Origin of the sequence: Meridianimarinicoccus sp. MJW13 (genome assembly GCF_014901205.1) — a bacterium.
Classification (GTDB): Bacteria; Pseudomonadota; Alphaproteobacteria; order Rhodobacterales; family Rhodobacteraceae; genus Meridianimarinicoccus.
This window is the reverse complement of the sequence record NZ_JACNMU010000007.1, coordinates 69383-91313: the sequence shown is the minus strand read 5'-3', so window position 1 is coordinate 91313 and position 21931 is coordinate 69383. Positions and strand designations below refer to the sequence as shown.

The window sequence follows — 21931 nt, the reverse complement described above, 5'->3', positions numbered from 1 at the left end:
GTCTGGTGTCTCAGTTCTTTGTCTTGGCGGCATGTGATTTCAGCAGGCTGGCCAGCGCGCGTGTATGGGCGACCGAACCGCTGGCCGAATGGCCCTCGATATTGCGGTCGATCTGGGCGGGATCATAGAGATAGTTGACCATCGCCCCGCAGGATTGCCGCAGCCCGTTGGCGGACAGATCGGCGCCGAGGTTGATCTCATGCACCAGTGCGCCATTGCCGAGGTGAAAGCGCGCCACCGGATCGAGCGGTCCGCCGCGCGGGTGTTTTTCCTCGATCAGGTAGCGGGCCACATAGCCGCGCAAGGCTTCGGCCCCGGCTTCACCGTCTTCGGCGGCGGCCATGGCGCGGGCCAGCGGGGCGGTGTCTGCCGCACCTTCTGGCAGTTCGGCAAGCTGACGTTCAGCCCAGCAACGAAAGCCGGGGATCGGGGAAAGGGTGACGAAGGTGGTCAGGCCGGGCAGGGCGGTCTTGAGGTCTTCGACCACCTGCTTGATCAGCGAATTGCCGAAGGAAATGCCGCGCAGCCCCTTCTGGCAGTTTGAGATCGAATAGAAGACCGCGGTATCGATCTTCTCGGGCGACAGCGCAGGCCGGTCCTCGGCCAAAACATCTTGGATGTTGCCCGCAATGCCCTCGGTCAGCGCGACCTCGACGAAGATCAGCGGCTCATCCGGCATGGCGGGGTGGAAATAGGCGTAGCAGCGGCGATCCTCGGGCAGAAGTCGCCGGCGCAGTTCTTCCCAACTGTTGATCGCATGGACCGCCTCATAAGCGATGATCTTTTCGAGAATGCTGGCGGGGGTGTCCCACGAGATCCGGCGCAGCACCAGAAAGCCCTGGTTGAACCAGGACCGGAACAGATGCAGGTAATCGAAATCGATCACCTCAAGTTCGGGTGCATCGCGCATCGCGGCCAGAAGTTCCAGACGCATCGCAACCAGATCGGCCGTGGCCCCGGACACCCGGTTCAGCCGGCGCAGCAATTCCTGACGGCGTGGCTCGGCGCAGGCGATGACCTTGGCCAATGTGTCGGCCGATTTTTCTGCGGCGTACTGCGTCGCCAGGTCGGCAAGTTGTGGGGCATCAATGTCGAAGTCTCGCGCCAACATCTCGAAGAAGGCAAGTTTTTCTTCGGCGGTCAGGTCACTGTATTTCGCCAGCAGGGCGCGCGAGACCTGGCTTGACTGCACATCGCCAAGATCGGTCAGCAACAGATCGCACAGTTCTCGCAGAGAGCGGCGGTCGGACGGCCGACCACCCAGACGCGGACGGGCCGTGATGGTCGAAAGCAGATCGACCAGATAGCTCGATTGGATTTTCTGCATGTCGATCTAGAGCCTCGCGCTATAAAATCGATAATTCAAGACGAATAACATTTTTGTCGTCAACAAAATGGAAAGAGGGCCAACGGATCGCGCCGTCCGACCGCCTTCCTGCCTTCCGGACCGGGGCGACGGCGCGGCCCGCCCAGACTGGGATTACTCCTGCAACGCATCCGGGGTCTCGGCCAGAAAGGTTCCGGTCTTTTGGTAGTGGTCGAGCAGCCGTTCAGAGGCGAGATCGGCATCCCGTGCCACGGCGGCGTCCAGGATGCCCTGATGTTCCCCGGCTACGTCGCGACGAATGTACTTGCGCGACCGCGCCGCAAGATACCGGTAGCGCACGTTGAGATCATAGAGCTGGCTGCAATAGCGCAGCAGGATCGGCGAGCGGCACCGCGCCAGCAGCGCCATGTGGAACGCCTTGTGGCAGGTTTCAAAGGTGGTCAGCTCGCCGCCGTTGACACGGGCCATGCGGTGATGGGCCAGCACCAGCGCTTCTTCCCACGGGTTGTCGCCGCAGGCGAGGGAGTCGCGCAGGGCCATATCCTCCAGCGCGCAACGCAGCTTGAGGATTTCGCCGAAATTCTCCTGGCTGACCGGGGCGGCGCGAAAGCCGCGCTGGTCAAGCCGCTCGACCAGTTGGTCCGAAACCAGAAGCGTCAGCGCCTCGCGGATCGGCGAGGCACCGGTTTTCATCCGGTCCTTCAGGTGCTCGATCTTCAGCTTCTCGCCCGGCGCCAACTCGCCGGTGATGATCATCTGACGGATCGCCTGATAAGCGCCTTGCGTGGCCGACACGGACGCTGGCGGTACTGCGGGGGAGGTCTCTGGAAGCGGCTCGATCATGAACATCTCGTATCCTGCTCGATCTGCAAAGCAAAGCGCTTGCGTTCGTCGTGCGGGGCGAAGCGCGAATAATCGCAATCAAAATAATACTGTTGAATGGCCATTGTCATGCCTCGGTTGTCGCAAGCGCCGGATGTTCCCGGCGCCTGCCCGATAAGGGAATTCAGCGTGTGTCAGCCGTGCCGACCCGGATTTCGTCGCCGATGGTGATCGTCATCAGATCCTCGCCGATCTCAAGCGGACCGTCATAGGTCGTACGTGTCAGAGCCAGAACGTCGCTGGCCGTTGGCGCGGCACCCGGCGGGCCAAGCAGAACGAAGTGCGAGAAGACCGCAAGCCCCGGTTCCGCCGAGGCGAACACCTCGCCCGCTTCGTTGGGCAGGGTATGGTGCCCCATGATCGCCTTGATCGGGGGTCTGTCAGCGATGGCCTGTGCCGCCATAGCCACCTGGTGCACAAGCAGGTCCGCGCCGGTGGCGGCGTCGATCACCGCGTTATCCTTCCTGGTGTCGCCGCTGAGCACCACCGAGTGCCCCGCGTAGTCGATCCGGTAGCCGACGGCAGGCTTGATCTTTTCACCGTGGTTCACGGTAAAGGCGGTGACGGTCACGCCGTTCTTGTCAAAAACCACCCCATCCTCGGAGAACTCGTTCAGGTCAAACGCGACCCCGGCGGCGGGCAGGTTCTGATCGGCGACGCGGATCCTGATATCGTCACCGTAGGCCATGGTCAGGCCTTCTGTCAGCTTGGACAGACCCGTGGGCCCGGTGATGCGGAACGGCTCGGAATTTGCACCATAGGGCACCAGCCAGGACGTCAGCCAGAGGTCGGGAAGACCGATCACATGGTCCGAGTGGTAGTGGGTGACAAAGACCTCGTCCACGTCGCCGGGCAGAAGGCCGACCTGCCACAGCCGCTGGGTGGCGCCGCGGCCGATGTCAAACAGCAACAGATGCCCGCCAGCCGATACCAGCGTGGAATAGCCGAAACGCGTCAACACCGGTGCCGGCGTGCCAGTGCCAAGAAGGGTGACGACCATGTCGGTTCCGGTTGCGGTGACGCTGTCGGCCTCGGCGAGCGAGGGCAGTTGCGCCATGCCCAGGGTGGCAAGGGCCGCAGCAAGCGCGGTCAGGCGTCGTTTCGGGCGTTGGGTCATGATCTTCCTCCAGTTGCGGTGTCGGGCCGGATCACGACAGGGCCACGGCATTCGTGGACAATCCGACAGTCAGGGTGATGGACCCTTCATTGATCATCCAGCGACGAAGCACATAGGACCGGGCGCCGGACAGGTGCATCGGATCCTTGTCAGCAAGCGCACGCGCTGCCTCCAGGCTGTCGGCGCGATAGATGATCAGTCCCATGCCTTCCATCTGCTGGCCGCTTTCGTCGGACATGGGGCCGGCAAAGGCGAGGCTGCCGTCACGCTCCAGCTGACCCTGGTAGGCCAGATGATCAGGCAGGGAGGCCTTGACGTCCTGGGGAGCTTTCGCCGGCGTGGATATCGCGACGTAGAGCTCCAGCGCCAACGCCCCGCGTGACTTGGCTTCTGCCTTGTAGTCCGCCCATGCAACCATGGTTGGCCTCCCTCTAAAAAATCGATATAAGTTGACATATACAGAAATAATAGGCAAAAATCCTTCAACTGACAAGGAAGAAGAATATGCGATATCTGGTTGGTTCTGACCATTCTGGTGCGGCGGTGTACGCTGTCGAGGGCGATACAGCGGTGAATCTGACCGCACTGAACCCGGCGATCGGGGTCGATCTCATGGCACTGATCCGCGATCCGTCCTTGCTGGATTCGATTGCGGGAGACCTTGCCGACGCCCCCCGTGTTGCGGTCACGTCAATCATTCCTGCGCTGCCCGTTGCGACACCGGGCACGATCATCTGCCTCGGCTTGAACTACACCGACCACATCAAGGAAGGGGGCTATGACATCCCCGACTACCCGGCGCTGTTCATGCGTGGCCGGAATTCGGTCATGGCTGCCGGTGCGCCCATGGTGCGTCCAAGCTGTTCGGAACGGCTGGATTACGAGGCCGAGCTGATGCTGATCGTCGGCAAGGGCGGGCGGCATATTTCCGAAGCCGATGCGCTGGATCATGTCTTTGGCTACACGGTGTTCAACGACGGCTCGGTGCGCGACTACCAGCGCAAGACGCATCAATGGACCCCCGGCAAGAACTTTGACAACACCGGCGCGATCGGCCCGTTTGTCGTGACGCCGGATGACCTGCCCCAGGGTGCTGGCGGTCTGAAGATCGAAAGCCGGGTCGGGACGGAGATCCTCCAGTCCTCCAACACCGGCAACATGATCTGGTCGGTGGCCCAGACCATCGCCACGATTTCCGAATACACCACGCTGGAACCCGGCGATCTGATCGCAATGGGCACACCGCCGGGTGTTGGCCATGCCAAGAAGCCCAATCCGCGCTGGCTGAAGCCCGGAGAGGTTGTCGATATCGAGATCGAAGGCATCGGCATCTGTTCCAGCCCCGTCATCGACGAAAAGGACCTGCCCGTGAAAGTGGCTGCAGAATGACCGCGCCCGTCGGCAAGGCGCTGGAAGAGGCGCGGGCGAAGGCGCAGGCCGATGTTCGCGACTTGCGGCAGCGGCTTGAACGCCTGTCTGACGACGCGATCGACGTGGTGCTGCGCGGCGCCCGCTCACACTATGCGTGGACGGACAAGCCGGTCAGCGATGAGCTGCTGCACGAGCTGTTCGAGATCACGATCAACGGGGCCACCAGCATGAACACGCTGCCGGCACGCTTCGTTTTCGTGAAGTCGCCAGAGGGCAAGGCGCGGCTGGCCAAATCCCTCAAGGCAAAGAACATCGACAAGATGATGGCCGCGCCGGTCACGGTGATCGTGGCCTATGACATCGATTTTTGGAAGCATCTGCCGTTCCTCTTCCCGCACGAAGACCGCCGCCCGCATTTCGAAGGCAAGCCCGAGCATTGCGAGACCACGGCGTTTCGAAACGGCACGCTGCAGGGCGCGTATCTGATGATCGCGGCGCGGGCGCTTGGTCTGGATGTGGGCGCGATGTCAGGGTTTTCGAACGCCATCGTGGATGAGGAGTTCTTTGCAGGCACACCGCTGAAATCGAATTTCCTGTGCAACCTCGGCTACGCCGACGAAAGCGCGTTGTTCCAGAAGTTGCCGCGGTTCTCGTTCGATCAAGTCTGCAGCTTCGCCTGAAGGTGGGAAAGACCATGGCAATCAAACCAAAGTCTGTCGTGACATATCGGACCACGGCGCAATGTCCGACACATGCGCGCACCGAAATTCCCCTGCGCGATCTGCAGGTGGTCATCGATGAGCCAAAGGAACGCGGCGGCACCAATCTGGGACCGTCGCCGACCGAGGCCGCGGTGGCGTCCCTGATCGCCTGCACCAATGTGATCGGCCACAAGAACGCGCACCGTCTTGGCATCGATCTGGGCGACGTGACCATCGACGCGGCCGCCCGGTTCGATCGGCGCGGCGTCCTGATGGAAGAGGAAATCGACCTGCCTTTTCCCGCGATCGCCCTGACCGTGAACTGCACCACGCCGGCGAACCAGAAGGACCTGGATCGCGTCGGTGCCGAAACCGCAAAGTACTGTGCCATCGCCAAGCTTTTCGTGGCGGCAGGGACGGACCTGACGGTGACCTGGGTGAAGACCAACTGAAGCAACCGGGCGAAACGTCCGAATTTCTGGGAGGAAAACAAATGATCAACTGGAGCAAACGCTGCCTCATGGGGGTTGCCCTGGCGGGCATGACCGCGATGCCCGTCGTCGCGCAAGAAACGATTTCCGCGGTCGTGATTGACGGCTACCCCGACCGCTCGCTCTGGGTGCGGGAATTCAGCAATTTCTTCATTCCCGAAGTCGACCGCCGTCTGGCCGAGAACGGCAACTACGTCATGGACTGGCAAGAGAACTATGGCGGGTCCATCGTGAAGCCGCGCGGGGTGCTGGAAGGCATCCAACTGGGGCTGGGCGATATCGGGATCGTCACAACGATCTTCCATTCGTCCAAACTGCCCAGCCAGGGGATTTCCGCCGTGACGCCCTTCGTGTCATCGGATGCCCGCGCCGTGGCAAAGGCCGTGGACGAGATCGCGCGCGAATTCCCCACAATGCAGAACGAATTTGCGGCCCAGAACCAGGTCTACCTGGCGACCGGAGTGGTGCTGGACAGCTATCAGGTGTTTTCGTCGTCCGAAGTCGCCAGCCTCAAGGATCTTGAGAACAAGAAGATCGCGGGCGCGGGGATGAACCTGCGCTATCTCGAAGGCATCAATGGGGCGGCCGGCGTGCGTGGCGGGCTGACCGATTTCTACAACATGGTGCAGACCGGCCTTGTCGATGCTGCCATGCTTTGGCCCGAAGCCGGCGCGACGTTCAAGATCTCGGAAGTTGCGCCCTATATGCTGAGCGTCGATCTGGGCGCGGTGAACACCAAGACGGTCACGGTCAACCAGGACTATTGGAATGGCCTGCCCGACGAAGTGAAAGGCGTGCTGCAAGAGGTTGCCGTTGCATACCGCGACCATCTCGCCGGCATTGCCATGGATATCGCGGCGGACTCCGAAGCGGCCTATGTCGCGGCAGGTGGCACCATTGTCGAAGTCTCGCAAGAGGATCGCGCGGCCTGGGCAGCAGCGATGCCCAACATTGCGCAGGAATGGGCGCAGACCCTGAATGATGCGGGCGAACCGGGCAGCGAAATGCTGGCAGCCTATCTGGCCAAGCTGGAAGCCGAAGGCTTTGTCGGCGTGCGCGACTGGACCCAGCCCTGATCCCATGGCGACCCGACAACCGAGGCCGACAACATGCTGAAAACCGTGACGCTCGGCCTGAGCCGGGTCGCCAATGCCCTTGCGATCGCTGCCAACGCCATCGGAACCCTCGCGGTTCTGGCGTTGGTGGTCATCCTCAACGTCGATGTCATTGCGCGGGGGGTCTTCAGTTCCCCGCTCAAGGGCACCTACGAAATCGTTCAATTCTCGGTGGTGTTTATCGTCTTTCTGCAACTGGCCGATGTGGTGCGGGTTGACCGGCTGACACGCTCGGACGGGTTTCTGAACCTGCTGCACGACCGCAGACCGCGCCTGACCTCTGGACTGCGGCGGATCATCAACGCGGTCTCGGCCATCTTCATGGCGCTGATCGCCTACATCATGTTCCCCGAGTTCCTGCACATGTGGGAAACGCAGGACTATTTCGGCGTTCCGGGGCTGTTCACCCTGCCGTGGTGGCCGGTGAAACTGGTGATCGCGCTCGGCTGTGCCCTGTCCTGTGTGATCTTCATCCTCAAAGTTGTCTCAGCGCAGGATCGGCCGCAACTGGTCCGCGTTCCCGAACATGACGAGCCCAAAACATGAGCCCGATTGAAATTGGCCTGATCTCGGTCGCCGCGATCGTTTTCCTGATCTATGCCGGGGTCTACATTCCCGTGGCCCTGGGGATGGTGTCGTTCATCTCGATCTGGTTGATGCGCGACAACTTCACCCTGGCCCTGAACCTGCTGAAAGTCGCCGTTGGCGATTCGGCGATGGAATACAGTTTCGCCACGATCCCGCTGTTCACCTTCATGGGGCTGATCGTTTCAAAGGCCGGATTGGGCAGGGACATCTATGAAGTCATGACCTTGCGGTTCCGCAAGGTGAAGGGCGGCATCGGCATGGCAACGGTTGGCGCCAATGCCGTCTTCGCCGCGGTGACCGGATCCTCGATTGCCTCCGCCTCGGTCTTCACCAAGGTCTCGGTTCCGCAGATGATCGCCCAGGACTACAACCCGCGCTTTGCGGTGGGCGTAGTCGCGGGATCCTCGGTGCTGGGGATGATCATCCCGCCCTCGGCGATGCTGATCATCTATTCCTTCGTGTCCGAGCAATCGGTGGGCGACATGTTCCTCGCCGGTGTCATCCCCGGCATCATGCTGGCCATTGCCTATGTGGGGGCGATCTGGGTCATGGGCCGCTACACGCCCGGTTTCGTCGGGGGCCGCATGGTCGAGGACACCGAATGGATGTCGGGGCGCGAGATCGCCTCCAAGACCCTCCCGACGGTTTTCCTGATCACCATCGTACTGGGGGGCATCTACACCGGCTGGCTGACCGCGGTCGAGGCCGGCGCCGCCGGTGCTCTGGTCGCCCTGATCATCGCTTTGGTGCGCCGCTCGATGAGCTTGCGAACCTTCTGGGACGCCTTGCTGGAGACCGGCCACATCACCGCGGCGATCCTGTTCCTGATCACCGCCGCCTCGATCTACAGCCGGATGCTGGGCATGGCCGGTCTGCCGAACCAGTTGCAGGACCTGCTGGCAGGCAGCGAGGCTTCGTTCTGGGGCATCATGATCCTGTACATCCTGCTCATGCTGTTTCTGGGCACGCTTCTGGACACCGCCTCGATCATCCTGATCGTCGTGCCCCTGTTCCTGCCGCTCGTCGAAGCCCTTGACATGTCCCTGATCTGGTTCGGCATCGTCACGGTCGTCGGTGCCGAGATCGGGCTGCTCACGCCGCCCCTGGGGATCTCGTGCTTCGTGATCAAATCGACGCTGAATGATGACAGCATTTCGCTCAAGGACGTGTTCATGGGCGCACTGCCCTTCGCCTTTGTCATGCTGATCATCCTGCTGATCCTGATCCAGTTCCCAATTCTCAGCCTTGCTCTCATCTAAGGAGACATCCGATGCGCAACGTCACCAAGGACAACATCACGGACGTGTTCAAAGGCTATCTGGCTAACGACATGGCACCCCGAACGCGGGAGGTCATGAGCGCATTGGTTCAGCACCTTCACGACTTCGCGCGAGAGACCAACCTGACGCACGAAGAATGGCGTCACGGCATCGCGTTCCTGCAAGGCTGTGCCGCGGTCGAGGCCGAGGACAGGCACGAATTCGTTCTGGCCTCGGATGTGCTGGGGCTGTCGTCGCTGGTGGACATGCTGCATTCCCAGGACAACGCGACATCCTCGTCGGTGCTGGGGCCGTTCCACGTATCGGGGGCCCCGCCGCTGGCGGTTGGCGGCGACCTGAAGCGCGATTTCGGCGGGCCGGTGTTGCTGGCCGAAGGGGTTATTCGGGATACCGATGGCAATCCCATTCCGAACGCCGAGATCGATATCTGGCAAACCGCCCCGAATGGTCTTTATGCCAGCCAGGACGAGAACCAGGACACCTATTCCTTTCACGGTCTCATGACCGTCGGTGCGGATGGCCGCTATGCCTTCACGACGGTCAAGCCGGTAGAATACACCGTGCCGTCGGATGGTCCGGTCGGTGAAATCCTGCGGGCCTGCGGTCGCCATCCGTGGCGGCCATCGCACCTGCATTACATCGTGAAGGCGCCCGGATTCCGGACGCTCGTGACGGAAATTTTCCCCGACGATGATCCGTATCTTGACGAGGATACCGTCTTTGGCGTGCGCGAGGATCTGGTCATGACCTATGTCGAAAAACCCGCCGGTGAATTCCCCGATGGGATGGAACTGTCGGGCAAGATCGATGCGCCCTTCCTTTACGTGAACTTCGACGTCATCCTCGCGGCTGAATAGAGCGGGCGGCGGCTTGACGACCGTTAAGGGGGCGCCGTGAACGGCGTGTCCGGCACGCGATCACCCCAGTGTCACCTTCACAGCGCACCACGCAACAAGGGGCCGACGGAGCGATCCATCGGCCCTTTATCCTGCCCACAAGCTTCGGGCCACAGCACTGCCAGCGGCGGCGGGCTCTTTTCCTCAGCCAGGTTCGTGGTTTTCAGAATTGCGCAAGATCCCGGATGCCCCGCGCGAACCCGCGCTGTGACGTCCAGGTCAAAAAGTGTTCAGGCTGTCTTGTCGTCCGGGAAAGGAAGGGCAATCCCGCAATCCGCCGCCAGGGTGTTCAGATCCCGGCGCAGCGCCGGGTTCAGCGTCAACCCGGTGGTGCGGCGCATCGCGGCCATGGCGGTCTTGCCATCCCCCGGTATGCGCACGGGATCACGGTCGGGCAGCGGGGTTGACGCGCGCATCTCGGCAAAGACCCTCGCCGCGGCTTCCGCGAAATCGCCGTGCAGGCCAAAGGCTGCCGGATCCAGCGCCACGACGAATTGCCCCGTGTTGGTGGAAGATGTCGTATCCTTGGTGAAATCCACCACGTCAGACCCGAAGGCGGCGCCGTTCAGCACCCCGGCCAGAAGGCCGATCGCCAGCGACAGGCCGTATCCCTTGGGCCCGCCGATGGGGAGAAGGAAGCCTTCGGACTTGCGGGCGGGATCGGTCAGGGGTTGACCGTCGCGACCCACCATCCAGCCCTCGGGCATGGGTTCGCCCTGTTGCAACAGGGTCTTGATCTTGCCCATGGCCGCCACGGTGGTCGCCATGTCGAAGACAAAGGGATCAGGCCCGGTCGAGGGGGCAGAGAAGGCAATCGGATTGGTGCCGATCAGCAGATCCGTGCCTCCATAGGGGGGCACGTGGTTGGCACTGCCCACGGCGGCCGAAAAGCCCAGCAAGCCGGCCTCGGCCAGCGGACGGACGTAAAGCGCCAGTGGGCCTGCGTGGTTGCCGCGCCGAACGCCCACCCATCCGACACCGACGGCCCGGGCCTTTTCGATGGCCAGATCGCGGGCGGCAACCATGGACAAATGCCCCAGACCGTCATCGCCATCGATCACCGCCGTGGCGACGGTTTCCTGCGCGATGGTGATGTTGGAGGCGGGGTTGCAGCCGCCTCCCGCAAGCCGGGCAAGGTACTGGCGCAGACGAAAGACGCCATGGGTGCCGTAGCCGTAGATATCCGCCTCGACCATGAGGGATGCGACCGTTTCCGCATCCGCCGCAACGACACCGCGCGATGCAAGCGCCTGCGCCACGAACGCACGCAGTCGGTCGACGGCAATGGGAGAAAGCTCAGTAGTCACCGGCGCCAACCCTTTCCTTGTGCCAGAAGACAACCTTGCGTTGGGTCCATTGCACGATCAGGTACAACGCCAGTCCGACAAGGCTGAGATAGAGGATCAGGGAAAACACCCGGGGCGTGTTGAGCTGCGAGGCCGCGACCCGGATCAACTCGCCAAAGCCCTTGCCGCCACCCAGAAATTCCCCCGTGATCGCGCCAGCCATGACGCCAACGGCGCCGATTTTCACGCCGGTGAAGATCTGCGGCAGGCCCGTGGGCAGCTTCATCTTGATCAGGGTCTGCATCCGGGTCGCCCCCATGGTCTTGAACAGCATCCGCGCGTTTTCATCTGCGGCGTGCAGACCCGCCGCGGTTCCGACGACAATGGGGAAGGTCGCGATGAAGGCCGCCAGGGCGACTTTGGATTCGATGCCAAAGCCCAGCCAGGCGACGAACAACGGCGCGAAGGCGACCTTGGGCATGGTGTCGATCGCCACCAGATAGGGCATCACGGCTTTTTCACCAAAGGCCGTTTCACCGACCAGAACGCCCAGCGAGAACCCGATGGCGATGGCCAGCGCGAAGCCATAGATCACTTCCTTGATCGTGATCCAGAGCGAGGTGAGCATATAGCCGCCGGTCAGGAGGTTCTTGCCCACGAAGATCATGTCGTTCAGCGTTTCCAGCGGCGTCGGCAGGATGATCGGGGACACAAGGCCAAAGCTCGTCACCAGTTGCCAGGTGCCGATGAACATGACGAAGACGAAGGTCATGGCGATCGAACGCGGAACCGAGTCGATGAAGGCGATTTCCTGGACCCAGACAGTGTCTTGCACCGTCTCGACGTCGGCGGACTGGTTGGTCTGAAGCTCGGTCACATGTCCTCTCCCTTGTCCAGCATGCCGCGGATGTGATCCACGATTTCGCCGAATTTCGGCGTCGTCATCATGTCGAGCGTGCGTGGGCGCGGCAGGTCGACCTTCACGATCTCGGCGATCCGGCCCGGCCGTGGTTTCATCACGACGATGTCGTCGGACAGGATCACGGCCTCCTGAATGGAGTGCGTGACCAGAAAGGCCGTCGCGTTCTGCTCCATGCAGATACGCTGCAATTCCATGTTCATCATGTCTCGAGACAGCTCATCCAGCGCGCTGAACGGTTCATCCAGCAAAAGCACGGCGGGTTCGGTGATCAGCATCCGGCAGATCGAGGCACGCTGTGCCATGCCACCCGACAGCTCGTTCGGATAGACGTTTTCGAACCCTTTCAGACCCACGATGTCCAGAAGCTCATGCGCCTTGTCCATGGCCTTCCGGGCAGCGGCCTTGCCGTCGCGGATTTCGATCGGCAGCACGATGTTCTCGACAGCCGTCTTCCATGGAAACAGCGTCGCCTGCTGGAACATCATCCCGATGTCGCGGCGGGGGCCGGTCACCGGCTTGCCTTGCAAGACAACACGGCCCTGCGTCGGCGGGATCAGTCCCGCCATGACCTTGAGAAGGGTAGATTTTCCACAGCCACTCGACCCGATGACGGACGTGAAGCTGCCTTTCTTCAGGGTCAGATCGACCTTCTCCAGCGCGACCACCAGGTTGCGCGCATAGGTCTTGCTGACGTTGGTCAGCTCATAGACCGGCGCGCCTACGGGCGCGCCGGAGTAATCAGTTGCCACTTCAGCGTTCATCCGCCGGCGGCCTCGCTGCCCATGGCGGCGAACTCGTTGGTCCAGGCGGCATCCAGGTCATCAAGAGGGGCCGCAATCTCGCCCCCGGCGACAAGGGCATCCTGCCATTCGGCCCAGACCTCTGCCGGGTACCAACCCAGATGCGGGCTACCTTCGGGCGGGATCGTCTTGGACCGGACCGCATCGAACAGGGCGGACTGGAATTCAGGATCTTCGCCTTCCTGCGGATTGCCCGCTGCCAGATGCGCAAGCACGGCTTCCCGATTGGCGTCATCCAGTGCGAATGCATGACCACGGGCGAAGGCCCGGCTCCAGGCCTCGACCAGTTCGCGGTCATTGGCGATGGTGTCGGCCATGGTTGCAATGCCATTGCCGAAGAAGCGTCCGAATTCAGGGGGCGTGATGTCACGAACCTTCATGCCACGCTGGTTCAGGATGGCCGTGTCGGCGGTCGAGGCGGAATAGGCCGCGATTTCATCGTTCAGGAAGGCCGCAGTTGCGGGGCCGCCATCGCCTACGGTGAGGAATTCGAAATCTTCACCTTCGACCATGCCCGCGCTGGTCAACACGTTGCGGGCAAAGCCCACTTCTGCGCCATCGGCGGTGCCGGTGCCGATGATCTTGCCGCGCAGTTCCTCGACGTTCTGATAGTCGGAGTCTTCCTGCACGGAGATCCCGAAGTTGCTGCGGGCGGCCACGTTGTAGATGTGCACGGCCTCCACTCCGCGCGAGCGGGCCGCGATAAGCGGGCCGGGGCCGGGTCGCCCGAAATGGGCCTGACCTGCGGACAGGGCCTGCAACACCGCGCCGGAGCCGTTGATCGCCTCGACCGTGACCTTCAGACCTTCCTCTTCGAAGTAGCCTTCGCCAATCGCGACAAAGACAGGGAACGAGTTAATTGCGGACGGGCTTGGCTGAACGAAGGTGATCTCGCGCAAGTCCTGCGCGAAGGCGGTTGCTCCCATCAGGCATATTGCCGGCACAGCCGACAGCACCGAGGCTGTAAATGCTCTTCTCTTCATCATGGTGTTAGGTCCTCCCATTGGTCCTTTGATGAATCCCTTCCTCAAGCCACGCGGTGGCGAGGAAGAGACCTTTTATACGGCGCGCACGGTGTTGCTGAGCGTGCCGATCCCTGAAACTTCACAGACCACCGTGTCGCCGTGCTTGAGGAACTTCGGTGGGTCCATCGCATAGCCGACGCCCGAGGGGGTGCCGGTGGCAATGATGTCGCCCGGTTGCAGCGTCAGCCCTTCGGACAGGGCCGCAACAAGGGTCGGAATGTCGAAAATCATGTCGGCGGTGTTGCCGTCCTGACGTTGTTCGCCGTTGACCTTCAGACCGATCGACAGCGCATGCGGATCGGCAATCGCGTCGGCGGTTTCGATCCAGGGGCCCAGCGGGCAGGAGCCATCGAGCCCCTTGCCCTTGAAATACTGGCCACCGTGACGGCGCTGGATATCCCGCGCGGTGATATCGTTGAGGATCGTGTAGCCGAACACGTGATCCATGGCGTCCGCCTTGGAAATGTTGCGGCCAGCCGTGCCGATGACCACGGCCAGTTCGACCTCGTAGTCGATGCTGGTGGACACCTGCGGAAAGATCAGGACATCGCCACCGGGTGCCACGATGGCGGTCGGGGGCTTGGTGAAGAAGACCGGATGTTCGGTCACGCCGACGTTCTGCTTCTGGGCACGGTCGCCCTCGGCGATATGTTCGGCATAGTTTCGGCCAACGCAAAAGACGTTCTTGCGCGGTGTCGGGATCGGTGCTTGCAGGACAGCCTCTGCCGGGACAATCGCATCGGCGTGCTTGCCGGCCTCGGCATCGGCCACCAAGTCCTTCAGGGCAACAAGCGCATCGGCCCCGCCTTCGATGAGGCGCAGCATCGAGGCCCCTTGAAGCGCCCCGGCGCCGGGGCCTGTCAGACCCTGAGCCGCCTTGGCAATGTCCATCATCTTGTCGTTGTTCAATACCGCCGCGCAAACCTCTTGCCCGTCCACGGAAACCGTTGCCAGTCGCACTCGGCAATCCTCCCTCGTGCTGATTTCTGTGGTGGTTGCGCAAGAAAGCCTGCGACTCACCGCCACACTCCTTGCATGTAGTTTGAACGAGTCAGAGAGTGGATCAATCAACCAATCACTGAATTGGGCGGGCTAATGGCCGGGACGAACGACCTGTCGCAACGACTGCGCGACCTCATCGACAACGCGGGATACCGGCACAATGACCGCATCCCGCCTGAGCGCGAGTTGTGCAAGCGCCTGGGGACGACGCGGAACCAGATGCGTAAGGCGCTGTCCGAACTCGAAGCCCAGGGCCGCATCTGGCGTCATGTGGGGCGGGGCACCTTTGTGGGCGCGCGGCCGGTGCTCAATCTTCAGGACGTTACCTTTCTGCGCGACCTGATAAAGCCCGAACAGGTGGTGGCGGTCCGCCTGAATATCGAACCGGAGCTGAGCCGACTGGCGGCGCTCCACGCCCGGAAATCAGACCGCGAACAGATGAAACTCTGCGCTGACAAATGCCGGAACGCCGTGGATTGGCGCACGTACGAGGCTTGGGACAACAACCTGCACCACGCAATCGCCCGCGCCACGCAGAACCAGTTGTTCCTGTATTTTTTCGAAACGTTGAATTCGGTGCGGCGGTCCATCGTCTGGGGACAGCCGCGTGAAACGCTCGGGCCGGATGCCGACTATTCCAGTTTCCGCGAACATGATGAAATCGTAGCGGCCATCACGGCCGGAAAGGGGGATCTTGCCGCCAGCGCGATGCGGCGTCACCTGCATTCGGTCTACTCTCGTGTCTTGCCCGAAAGCGTTTCGGAGGAGGACTGACCGCGCCGAATGCCTGAACCAATCGGGAAAATGGTTGGCGTCACGGCCGTTGTGACGGCTTGCAAATCCCGCGCATACGCATCGAATAAACCGACATTGGCCGTGTCATGCCGGGGGAGTGCGACGCGTGTCATCACCGGTTCGACGGTTCCGCAACCGGAACCTGGAAATCAAACGCCCAGGAGGAAAGTAATGTCCGACTATGTGATTCCCGCGCCTCAGGTCCATGTCATCCCGACGGAGGGTGGCAAGGAATTCCCGGTGCGGCGCGTCTATTGTATCGGCCGCAACTTTGCGGCCCATGCCGTGGAAATGGGTCACGATCCAGATCGTGAACCGCCGTTCTTTTTCCAGAAGAACCCCAACAACCTGGATGCATCGGGGGAGTTTCCCTATCCGCCGCATACTTCAGATGTGCATCACGAAGTGGAACTGCTGGTCGGCCTGAAATCCGGCGGCACGAATATTCCGCTGAGCGAGGCGCTGGACCATGTCTGGGGCTATGGCGTGTCGCTCGACATGACCCGCCGCGATCTGCAGGGCCAGATGAAGAAGATGGGGCGTCCGTGGGAGATTGGCAAAGCCTTCGAACGCTCCGGTCCGGTTGGCCCGCTGCGCCCGGTTTCGGCGGTCGGTCATCCCGATCAGGGGCGCGTGGCGCTTCTGGTGAACGGTGAATTGCGGCAGGAAGGCGACCTGAACCAGATGATCTGGAAGGTGCCGGAAATGATTTCCTACCTGTCGGAGTATTTCGAATTGGCAGCCGGTGATGTCATCATGGCGGGCACGCCATCGGGTGTGAACGCTGTTGTGGCGGGCGACGTCATGGAAGCCACCATCGAAGGTGTCGGGACGCTCAACGTCAAGGTCGTGTGATCCTGCCACGATATCGGGTCGTGGCACGCCTTGACCCTTTTGGCGCAGCCTTGGGGGGCAAGCGTGCCCGATCTTTCTGAAGCGGTGCCATTGCTGGCATTCCTTGTGGCCATCGGCGCGATGGCCGGCGTCCTTGCCGGCCTTCTGGGCGTCGGTGGCGGCATCATCCTTGTGCCCGCTTTCTACTATGCGTTTTCCTCCCTGGGATACGGGGGCGACTACATCATGCAGATTTCCATCGCGACGTCGCTGGCAACAATCGTCGTGACCTCGCTGCGGTCGGTCGCCAGCCACAACCGCAAGGGCGCCGTTCAATGGGACACCTTGAAAGGCTGGGCGCCGGGCATCGTGGCAGGCGCCATCCTTGGCGTGTCCGTAACCACCGTTTTGCGCACGTCCGTTCTGCAAGGTGTTTTCGGTGTTCTGGCGTTGCTGGTTGGAAGCTACATGCTGCTGGCGCGGGACAGCTGGCGTCTGGGGGAGGCGATGCCCACCGGTGCGCTACGTCATGGCTTTGCCATGGCCGTCGGGGGGCTGTCCGTCGTGATGGGCATCGGGGGCGGGGCCTTCGGGGTCACGCTCCAGACGCTGTTTGGCCGGCCGATTCATCAGGCCGTTGCGACTGCGGCGGGGTTTGGCGTGTTGATCGCCGTGCCGTCGGTTGTGCTGTTCCTGTTCGTCAATCCGCCGACACATGCACTGCCGCCCTACACGGTCGGTGTGGTCAACCTGATCGCCTTTGCCATCATCGTGGGGATGACCTTGCTGACAGCACCCTTGGGCGTCTGGTTGGCGCATCGGACAGACCCCCGACCGCTCAAGCGGTACTTTGCGGTGTTCCTGATCTTCATGGCGCTGAACATGATCCGGAAGGCCGTGGGCTGGTCATAGCCGGCTTGCTGGTCCGGCAACCCGTCGCGCGGGGCTGGCTTACCCGGTGTTGGCGCTGCATCCATTCCGCTCGATGGCCGCGACGGCGCAGCGTTCATCATTGTCCGAACTGTCGCCGGTGATCCCGATGGCCCCGATCAGAATGCCGTCGCGTTCGATCAGGACACCGCCGGGAACCGGAACAAGATGGCCTCCGTTGAGCGCGTTCATCGCATCGATGAAATACGGCTGCTCCTGCGCGCGGTTGAAAAGCGCGCGCGACCCAAGACCCATGGCCACCGCGCCCTTGGCCTTGCCCTGCGCGATTTCGGGTCGAAGATTGCTGGTGCCGTCTTCGCGTTGCAGCGCCACCAGATGCCCGCCGGCGTCGATCACGGCGATTGTCAGCGGGTTCATGCGATTTGCGCGGCGATGGTCAAGCGCGGCGGCGATCAGGGCGTTGGCGAGGTCAAGGTTCATGTCAGGGCTTTCTGAAGGTCAGGTGGCCCGCTGGCAGTTTGTCTGCGCGCGGGGGCACCCATGGGCTTGTGGAAACGGTCAACCAAGAACTGGGACAGGGGGCGAGGTATTTCCGTTCCCATGGTCCCCATCCTAGCGGCATTCTTCTGCGGTGTGCCGGGATTATTCCGAGGTCTTGAGACACGGCATTGCGGCCAGCGCCGCGCCGGGGCCAGATGAGGGCAGGAGGAACACATCCCGCTCGGTCCTGAAGACCAACTTCATCCCCGCAAGGGCCTTCTTGCCGACCGGGGCCAAATCCGGCCTCCGGTGGTTGATGGTTGGCTGGTCGATGGCCTTCAGGCTGCGGTCTGGCACCGCGCTTGGCCCCGGAACCTGGAAGAAGTGTTTTCCCGCCTGACGCATCGGATTTGATCCTCCCAAGGCGCCGTAGGCTGGCGCGAACCCCTGTTGCCAGGGTGTAATTATGAATTCATAATTCAGTCAGTCGCCAATTTCTGCAGTGAAATCGGTGCCGGAATAGGGGAAACCCAAAGACACATGCGTGAAAATGCCCGTCTTTCCAGCCGTTTGCGCGGGGCTGTCACGGGCGATGTGATGGCCGACGCCGCATCACGTGCGCGCTACGCGACCGATGCCTCGATCTACCAGATGGTGCCAGAGGCCGTGGTTGTGCCGCGGTCGGTGGAGGATATCGAGGCAACCATGGCCATCGCCCGCGAAGAAGGCACTCCGATCCTTCCACGCGGTGGCGGCACGTCGCAATGCGGGCAGACGGTCAACCGCGCCATCGTGCTGGACAACACCCGCCACCTGAACCGCATCCTGGACATCGACGCCGAAAACCTCACCGCACGGGTTCAGCCCGGCCTGGTTCTGGACGAGTTGAACCGCGCGCTGAAGCCGCACGGGCTGTGGTTTCCGGTGGATCCCTCCACCGCCTCGCGCTGCACGCTTGGGGGCATGGCCGCGAACAATTCATCGGGCGGCAAGTCCCTGCGCTATGGCATCATGCGCGACAACGTGCGGGCGATCTCGGCCCTTCTACCGGATGGAACGAAGGCGCAGTTCAACCGGGATGATCCCGCGCCGGGGTCCTATGCCGATCTGGTCAGCGACATGCGTGCCCTGGGGCGACGCGAGGCCGATGAAATTGCGGCGCGCTTTCCCACCGTGCAGCGCCGGGTGGGTGGCTACAACATCGACGTGCTGACCGGTGCGGATGTGAACATGGCGCATCTGCTGGTCGGCTCGGAAGGCTCACTGGCCTATTTCACGGAACTTGAGCTGAGCCTTGCGCCGCTGCAGGGGGAAAAGGTCATCGGTGTCTGCCACTTTCCGACCTTCTATGCCGCGATGGAGGCCGCGCAGCATCTTGTCACGCTGATGCCGCAGGCGGTGGAGTTGATCGACGACACGATGATTGCCCTGGGCCGCGAGATCCCGCTGTTCCGCAAGACCATCGAGGCCTTCGTCGAAGGCGACCCGGCCGCGCTGCTTCTTGTCGAATTTGCACAAGGCAGTGCTGCGGCCAATGCCGCCAAGCTTGCAGAACTGGCGCAGCTGATGGGCGATCACGGCTTTGCCTTCACCGGCGCAGGCGACCGCTGGGGCGGCGTTGTTCCTGTAACCGACACCGCCTTGCAGAACGCCATTGCCGAATACCGCAAGGCGGGCCTGAACGTGATGATGTCGATGAAAGAGGCAGGCAAGCCGATTTCCTTTGTCGAGGATTGCGCCGTCGCGTTGCCCGATCTTGCCGACTACACCCAAGGGGTGACCGAGATCTTCGCACGGCACGGCACCAAGGGCACATGGTATGCCCATGCGTCGGTCGGCTGTCTGCATGTGCGTCCCGTCCTCAACATGCGGCAGGACAAGGACGTCAAGACCATGCGGGCGATCGCGGAAGAGTGCTTTGACCTGGTCAAACGCTACAAGGGCTCGCATTCCGGCGAACATGGCGACGGGATCGCGCGCTCGGAATTCCATGAAAAGATGTTCGGCGCGCGGATCGTTTCGGCCTTCGAAGCGGTGAAATCGCGCTTCGATCCGGACGGCCTGATGAATCCCGGTAAGATCGTGCAGGCCCCGGCCCTGGATGACCGCAGGGTCTTCCGCTATGGCCCCGACTACGCCGTGCCGGAGTTTGAAACCGCGCTTGACTGGTCGGCATGGCCGGGTGCCGGCGGCGGGTTTCAGGGTGCCGTCGAGATGTGCAACAACAACGGCGCCTGCCGCAAGCTGAAGGGCGGCGTCATGTGCCCGTCGTTCCGCGCCACCCGCAATGAACGTGACACCACGCGCGGACGCGCCAACACCCTGCGCTTTGCGATCAGCGGGCAGATGCCCGGCGGGCTGACATCTGATGCCATGAACGACACCCTGAAATACTGCGTGTCCTGCAAGGGCTGCCGGCGCGAATGTCCCACCGGTGTGGACATGGCACGCATGAAGATCGAAGTGCTGGCCGCACGGCGCAAGCAACGGGGGATGACCCTTGCCGACAAGATGGTCGGCTACTTGCCGCACTATGCGCCGACGGCTGCGAAATTCGCGTGGCTGATAAACCTGCGCAACAGGATCGGGCTGGTGCGCAAACTGACGGAGCGGATCACTGGCATTTCGCACCGCCGCGCTGTTCCGGTCTGGTCCTCAAATCCTTTCCGTGATGACGAGGCGCAGGAGGCCAACCCGGACGTCCTGCTGTTCGCCGACGTCTTCAACAGGTACTTCGAGCCGGAGAACCTGGGCGCCGCCGTGCGTGTGCTGCGTGCAGCAGGCCTGCGGGTTGCGGTTGCGCGGGATGGCTCGGGCAGGGCGCTGGATTGCGGGCGGACCCTTCTGGCCGTGGGCTGTGTGGAAGAAGCAAGGGCCGAGGTGGCGCGGGTGATCGACGCGACGGCGGCAGCCGTCGCCAAGGGCATTCCGCTGGTGGGGCTTGAGCCGTCGTCGATCCTGACCTTCCGAGATGAAGCCTTGGGTTTGTGTCCCGGACCGGAGGCCGAGGCACTGGCGCAGTCCGCGCTGACATTCGAAGAGTTCCTTGTCCAACGGGCGAACCTGCCCCTGAAGTCTCTGAACAAGACGATCTATGTCCACGGCCATTGCCACCAAAAGGCCCATGATGCGGTGACGCCCTTGCTCGATCTGCTCAACCGTATCCCGCAGGCCGAGGTTTCCCTGATCGAAAGCGGGTGTTGCGGCATGGCGGGGGCCTTCGGCTATGCGCCCGACACCATCGACATCTCGCTCAAGATGGCGAACCTCGACCTGTTCCCGGCGCTTGCAGCGGCTCCGGAAGTCGCGGTTGTTGTGGCCAACGGCACCTCGTGCCGCCACCAAATCGCCGACGGCACCCCGCGCCGTGCGATGCACCTTGCCCGTCTGCTGGATCAGGTGATTGATGATTAGGCCGAAACCCATGCCCCTGACCGAGACCATCAAACGGCCCAGCCTGCACGAGGAACTTGTCGACAGGTTGCGCAACCTCGTGGTCGAAGACGCGTTGAAGCCCGGCGAGAAGGTGCCCGAGAAAGCGCTGTGCGAGTCTTTCGGCGTATCGCGCACACCGCTGCGGGAAGCGCTCAAGGTGCTCGCCTCGGAGGGCTTTGTCGTGCTGCAAGCCAATCGCGGCGCCCGCGTCGCAACAGTGACGCGGCAGGAGTTGGAAAACACTTTTCCGGTCATCGCGCGGCTGGAACAACTGGCCGGGGAACTGGCCTGCGACCATATCGATGCCGCGGGCATGGCATGGATCGAAGCGCGCCACGACGCGATGGCCAAAGCCTTCGACGCAAGAGATCGGCAATCGTATTTCCAGGCCAACCAGGATATTCACCAGGCCCTGATCCATGCCGCGAACAACGACATCCTGAAAGCGCATCACAAGCTTTTGGCAGCAAGGGTGCGCCGCGCCCGCTTCATGGCCAATCTGTCCGACGACCGCTGGGCGCAGGCCATCGAAGAACACGGCCGCATGATGGAGGCCCTGCGCCGGCGTGACGGCGAAAGCCTCGGCCAGGTGATGAAGCAGCACATGATGAACAAATTCGCCGCGCACATCAAAGCGATAGAGGACGAGGCTGACGAAGGCCCGGACAAATAGCACTGGCGGGGACTACCCGG

Annotated in this window: 23 protein-coding genes; 12 read left to right on the top strand and 11 right to left on the bottom strand. The window is 62.3% G+C overall.

Going from position 1 to position 21931, the window contains the following annotated elements; all coding sequences use genetic code 11:
* Positions 1 to 10 precede the first annotated feature (10 nt).
* From H8B03_RS13595 to H8B03_RS13580, 4 genes are all read right to left on the bottom strand, one after another.
* Positions 11 to 1327 (bottom strand): malonyl-CoA decarboxylase, encoded by a 1317-nt coding sequence (locus H8B03_RS13595; protein ID WP_226925928.1) that lies wholly within the window; start codon positions 1325 to 1327, stop codon positions 11 to 13.
* A gap of 153 nt (positions 1328 to 1480) precedes the next feature.
* Positions 1481 to 2170, bottom strand: a complete 690-nt coding sequence (locus tag H8B03_RS13590; protein ID WP_193142417.1) for a GntR family transcriptional regulator — start codon at positions 2168 to 2170, stop codon at positions 1481 to 1483.
* 163 nt (positions 2171 to 2333) lie between these two features.
* Complete coding sequence (locus H8B03_RS13585; RefSeq protein WP_226925926.1) at positions 2334 to 3326, bottom strand: MBL fold metallo-hydrolase; 993 nt, start codon at positions 3324 to 3326, stop codon at positions 2334 to 2336.
* 31 nt (positions 3327 to 3357) lie between these two features.
* The gene (locus tag H8B03_RS13580) at positions 3358 to 3744 is read right to left on the bottom strand and encodes a YciI family protein (RefSeq protein WP_193142416.1); all 387 of its coding nucleotides are present in this window, start codon (positions 3742 to 3744) and stop codon (positions 3358 to 3360) included.
* An 86-nt stretch (positions 3745 to 3830) separates the two neighbouring features.
* Between H8B03_RS13580 and H8B03_RS13575 the strand changes: the two genes are divergently transcribed.
* From H8B03_RS13575 to H8B03_RS13545, 7 genes are read left to right on the top strand one after another with little or no spacing between them, the layout of a single operon-like run.
* A complete protein-coding gene (locus H8B03_RS13575; protein WP_193142415.1) occupies positions 3831 to 4715 on the top strand; it encodes a fumarylacetoacetate hydrolase family protein in 885 nt (294 codons plus the stop codon).
* On the top strand, positions 4712 to 5377 hold the full coding sequence (locus H8B03_RS13570) for a malonic semialdehyde reductase (RefSeq protein ID WP_193142414.1): 666 nt from the start codon (positions 4712 to 4714) through the stop codon (positions 5375 to 5377). The genes H8B03_RS13575 and H8B03_RS13570 overlap by 4 nt, the downstream gene beginning before the upstream one ends.
* Before the next feature lie 14 nt (positions 5378 to 5391).
* On the top strand, positions 5392 to 5850 hold the full coding sequence (locus H8B03_RS13565; protein ID WP_193142413.1) for an OsmC family protein: 459 nt from the start codon (positions 5392 to 5394) through the stop codon (positions 5848 to 5850).
* Between the two features lie 41 nt (positions 5851 to 5891).
* Complete coding sequence (locus H8B03_RS13560) at positions 5892 to 6965, top strand: C4-dicarboxylate TRAP transporter substrate-binding protein (protein ID WP_193142412.1); 1074 nt, start codon at positions 5892 to 5894, stop codon at positions 6963 to 6965.
* A gap of 33 nt (positions 6966 to 6998) precedes the next feature.
* Complete coding sequence (locus H8B03_RS13555; protein ID WP_193142411.1) at positions 6999 to 7550, top strand: TRAP transporter small permease subunit; 552 nt, start codon at positions 6999 to 7001, stop codon at positions 7548 to 7550.
* Positions 7547 to 8851, top strand: a complete 1305-nt coding sequence (locus H8B03_RS13550; RefSeq protein ID WP_193142410.1) for a TRAP transporter large permease — start codon at positions 7547 to 7549, stop codon at positions 8849 to 8851. The genes H8B03_RS13555 and H8B03_RS13550 overlap by 4 nt, the downstream gene beginning before the upstream one ends.
* A gap of 11 nt (positions 8852 to 8862) precedes the next feature.
* Entirely contained in the window at positions 8863 to 9729 is an 867-nt protein-coding gene (locus tag H8B03_RS13545) for a dioxygenase (RefSeq protein WP_193142409.1), read from the top strand.
* A gap of 269 nt (positions 9730 to 9998) precedes the next feature.
* Here H8B03_RS13545 and H8B03_RS13540 read toward each other — a convergent pair whose 3' ends face one another.
* The 5 genes from H8B03_RS13540 to H8B03_RS13520 all read right to left on the bottom strand — a co-directional run bounded on the left by H8B03_RS13540 (position 9999) and on the right by H8B03_RS13520 (position 14761).
* Complete coding sequence (locus H8B03_RS13540) at positions 9999 to 11075, bottom strand: Ldh family oxidoreductase (protein WP_319022486.1); 1077 nt, start codon at positions 11073 to 11075, stop codon at positions 9999 to 10001.
* Positions 11065 to 11931, bottom strand: a complete 867-nt coding sequence (locus H8B03_RS13535) for an ABC transporter permease (protein WP_319022485.1) — start codon at positions 11929 to 11931, stop codon at positions 11065 to 11067. Before H8B03_RS13535 ends, H8B03_RS13540 begins: the two co-directional genes overlap by 11 nt.
* The gene (locus H8B03_RS13530) at positions 11928 to 12737 is read right to left on the bottom strand and encodes an ABC transporter ATP-binding protein (protein WP_193142408.1); all 810 of its coding nucleotides are present in this window, start codon (positions 12735 to 12737) and stop codon (positions 11928 to 11930) included. Before H8B03_RS13530 ends, H8B03_RS13535 begins: the two co-directional genes overlap by 4 nt.
* Complete coding sequence (locus H8B03_RS13525; protein ID WP_193142407.1) at positions 12734 to 13762, bottom strand: ABC transporter substrate-binding protein; 1029 nt, start codon at positions 13760 to 13762, stop codon at positions 12734 to 12736. Before H8B03_RS13525 ends, H8B03_RS13530 begins: the two co-directional genes overlap by 4 nt.
* Positions 13763 to 13834: 72 nt before the next feature.
* Complete coding sequence (locus H8B03_RS13520) at positions 13835 to 14761, bottom strand: fumarylacetoacetate hydrolase family protein (RefSeq protein ID WP_319022484.1); 927 nt, start codon at positions 14759 to 14761, stop codon at positions 13835 to 13837.
* A 135-nt stretch (positions 14762 to 14896) separates the two neighbouring features.
* On the opposite strand from H8B03_RS13520, the gene H8B03_RS13515 reads away from it, so the two are divergent.
* The 3 genes from H8B03_RS13515 (at position 14897) to H8B03_RS13505 (ending at position 17344) form a co-directional block, all read left to right on the top strand.
* Positions 14897 to 15577, top strand: a complete 681-nt coding sequence (locus tag H8B03_RS13515; RefSeq protein WP_193142406.1) for a FadR/GntR family transcriptional regulator — start codon at positions 14897 to 14899, stop codon at positions 15575 to 15577.
* Positions 15578 to 15769: 192 nt separating this feature from the next.
* Positions 15770 to 16453 (top strand): fumarylacetoacetate hydrolase family protein, encoded by a 684-nt coding sequence (locus tag H8B03_RS13510; protein WP_193142405.1) that lies wholly within the window; start codon positions 15770 to 15772, stop codon positions 16451 to 16453.
* Between the two features lie 63 nt (positions 16454 to 16516).
* Positions 16517 to 17344 (top strand): sulfite exporter TauE/SafE family protein, encoded by an 828-nt coding sequence (locus H8B03_RS13505; RefSeq protein ID WP_319022483.1) that lies wholly within the window; start codon positions 16517 to 16519, stop codon positions 17342 to 17344.
* A gap of 39 nt (positions 17345 to 17383) precedes the next feature.
* Here the strand turns inward: H8B03_RS13505 and H8B03_RS13500 are convergent, their stop codons facing one another.
* On the bottom strand, positions 17384 to 17803 hold the full coding sequence (locus tag H8B03_RS13500) for a heme-binding protein (RefSeq protein ID WP_193142404.1): 420 nt from the start codon (positions 17801 to 17803) through the stop codon (positions 17384 to 17386).
* Between the two features lie 162 nt (positions 17804 to 17965).
* Entirely contained in the window at positions 17966 to 18208 is a 243-nt protein-coding gene (locus H8B03_RS13495) for a hypothetical protein (RefSeq protein WP_193142403.1), read from the bottom strand.
* A 135-nt stretch (positions 18209 to 18343) separates the two neighbouring features.
* On the opposite strand from H8B03_RS13495, the gene H8B03_RS13490 reads away from it, so the two are divergent.
* Entirely contained in the window at positions 18344 to 21217 is a 2874-nt protein-coding gene (locus H8B03_RS13490; RefSeq protein WP_193142402.1) for an FAD-binding and (Fe-S)-binding domain-containing protein, read from the top strand.
* A complete protein-coding gene (locus tag H8B03_RS13485) occupies positions 21210 to 21911 on the top strand; it encodes a GntR family transcriptional regulator (protein WP_226925925.1) in 702 nt (233 codons plus the stop codon). The genes H8B03_RS13490 and H8B03_RS13485 overlap by 8 nt, the downstream gene beginning before the upstream one ends.
* Positions 21912 to 21931: the final 20 nt, after the last annotated feature.

Coding starts and splice junctions, on each gene's coding strand:
- H8B03_RS13515 (WP_193142406.1), top strand. CDS start 14,897: ATGGCCGGGACGAACGACCTGTCGCAACGACTGCGCGACCTCATCGAC.
- H8B03_RS13590 (WP_193142417.1), bottom strand. CDS start 2,170: ATGATCGAGCCGCTTCCAGAGACCTCCCCCGCAGTACCGCCAGCGTCC.
- H8B03_RS13510 (WP_193142405.1), top strand. CDS start 15,770: ATGTCCGACTATGTGATTCCCGCGCCTCAGGTCCATGTCATCCCGACG.
- H8B03_RS13585 (WP_226925926.1), bottom strand. CDS start 3,326: ATGACCCAACGCCCGAAACGACGCCTGACCGCGCTTGCTGCGGCCCTT.
- H8B03_RS13565 (WP_193142413.1), top strand. CDS start 5,392: ATGGCAATCAAACCAAAGTCTGTCGTGACATATCGGACCACGGCGCAA.
- H8B03_RS13580 (WP_193142416.1), bottom strand. CDS start 3,744: ATGGTTGCATGGGCGGACTACAAGGCAGAAGCCAAGTCACGCGGGGCG.
- H8B03_RS13490 (WP_193142402.1), top strand. CDS start 18,344: ATGCGTGAAAATGCCCGTCTTTCCAGCCGTTTGCGCGGGGCTGTCACG.
- H8B03_RS13500 (WP_193142404.1), bottom strand. CDS start 17,803: ATGAACCTTGACCTCGCCAACGCCCTGATCGCCGCCGCGCTTGACCAT.
- H8B03_RS13530 (WP_193142408.1), bottom strand. CDS start 12,737: ATGAACGCTGAAGTGGCAACTGATTACTCCGGCGCGCCCGTAGGCGCG.
- H8B03_RS13595 (WP_226925928.1), bottom strand. CDS start 1,327: ATGCAGAAAATCCAATCGAGCTATCTGGTCGATCTGCTTTCGACCATC.
- H8B03_RS13555 (WP_193142411.1), top strand. CDS start 6,999: ATGCTGAAAACCGTGACGCTCGGCCTGAGCCGGGTCGCCAATGCCCTT.
- H8B03_RS13575 (WP_193142415.1), top strand. CDS start 3,831: ATGCGATATCTGGTTGGTTCTGACCATTCTGGTGCGGCGGTGTACGCT.
- H8B03_RS13495 (WP_193142403.1), bottom strand. CDS start 18,208: ATGCGTCAGGCGGGAAAACACTTCTTCCAGGTTCCGGGGCCAAGCGCG.
- H8B03_RS13485 (WP_226925925.1), top strand. CDS start 21,210: ATGATTAGGCCGAAACCCATGCCCCTGACCGAGACCATCAAACGGCCC.
- H8B03_RS13570 (WP_193142414.1), top strand. CDS start 4,712: ATGACCGCGCCCGTCGGCAAGGCGCTGGAAGAGGCGCGGGCGAAGGCG.
- H8B03_RS13525 (WP_193142407.1), bottom strand. CDS start 13,762: ATGATGAAGAGAAGAGCATTTACAGCCTCGGTGCTGTCGGCTGTGCCG.
- H8B03_RS13550 (WP_193142410.1), top strand. CDS start 7,547: ATGAGCCCGATTGAAATTGGCCTGATCTCGGTCGCCGCGATCGTTTTC.
- H8B03_RS13545 (WP_193142409.1), top strand. CDS start 8,863: ATGCGCAACGTCACCAAGGACAACATCACGGACGTGTTCAAAGGCTAT.
- H8B03_RS13560 (WP_193142412.1), top strand. CDS start 5,892: ATGATCAACTGGAGCAAACGCTGCCTCATGGGGGTTGCCCTGGCGGGC.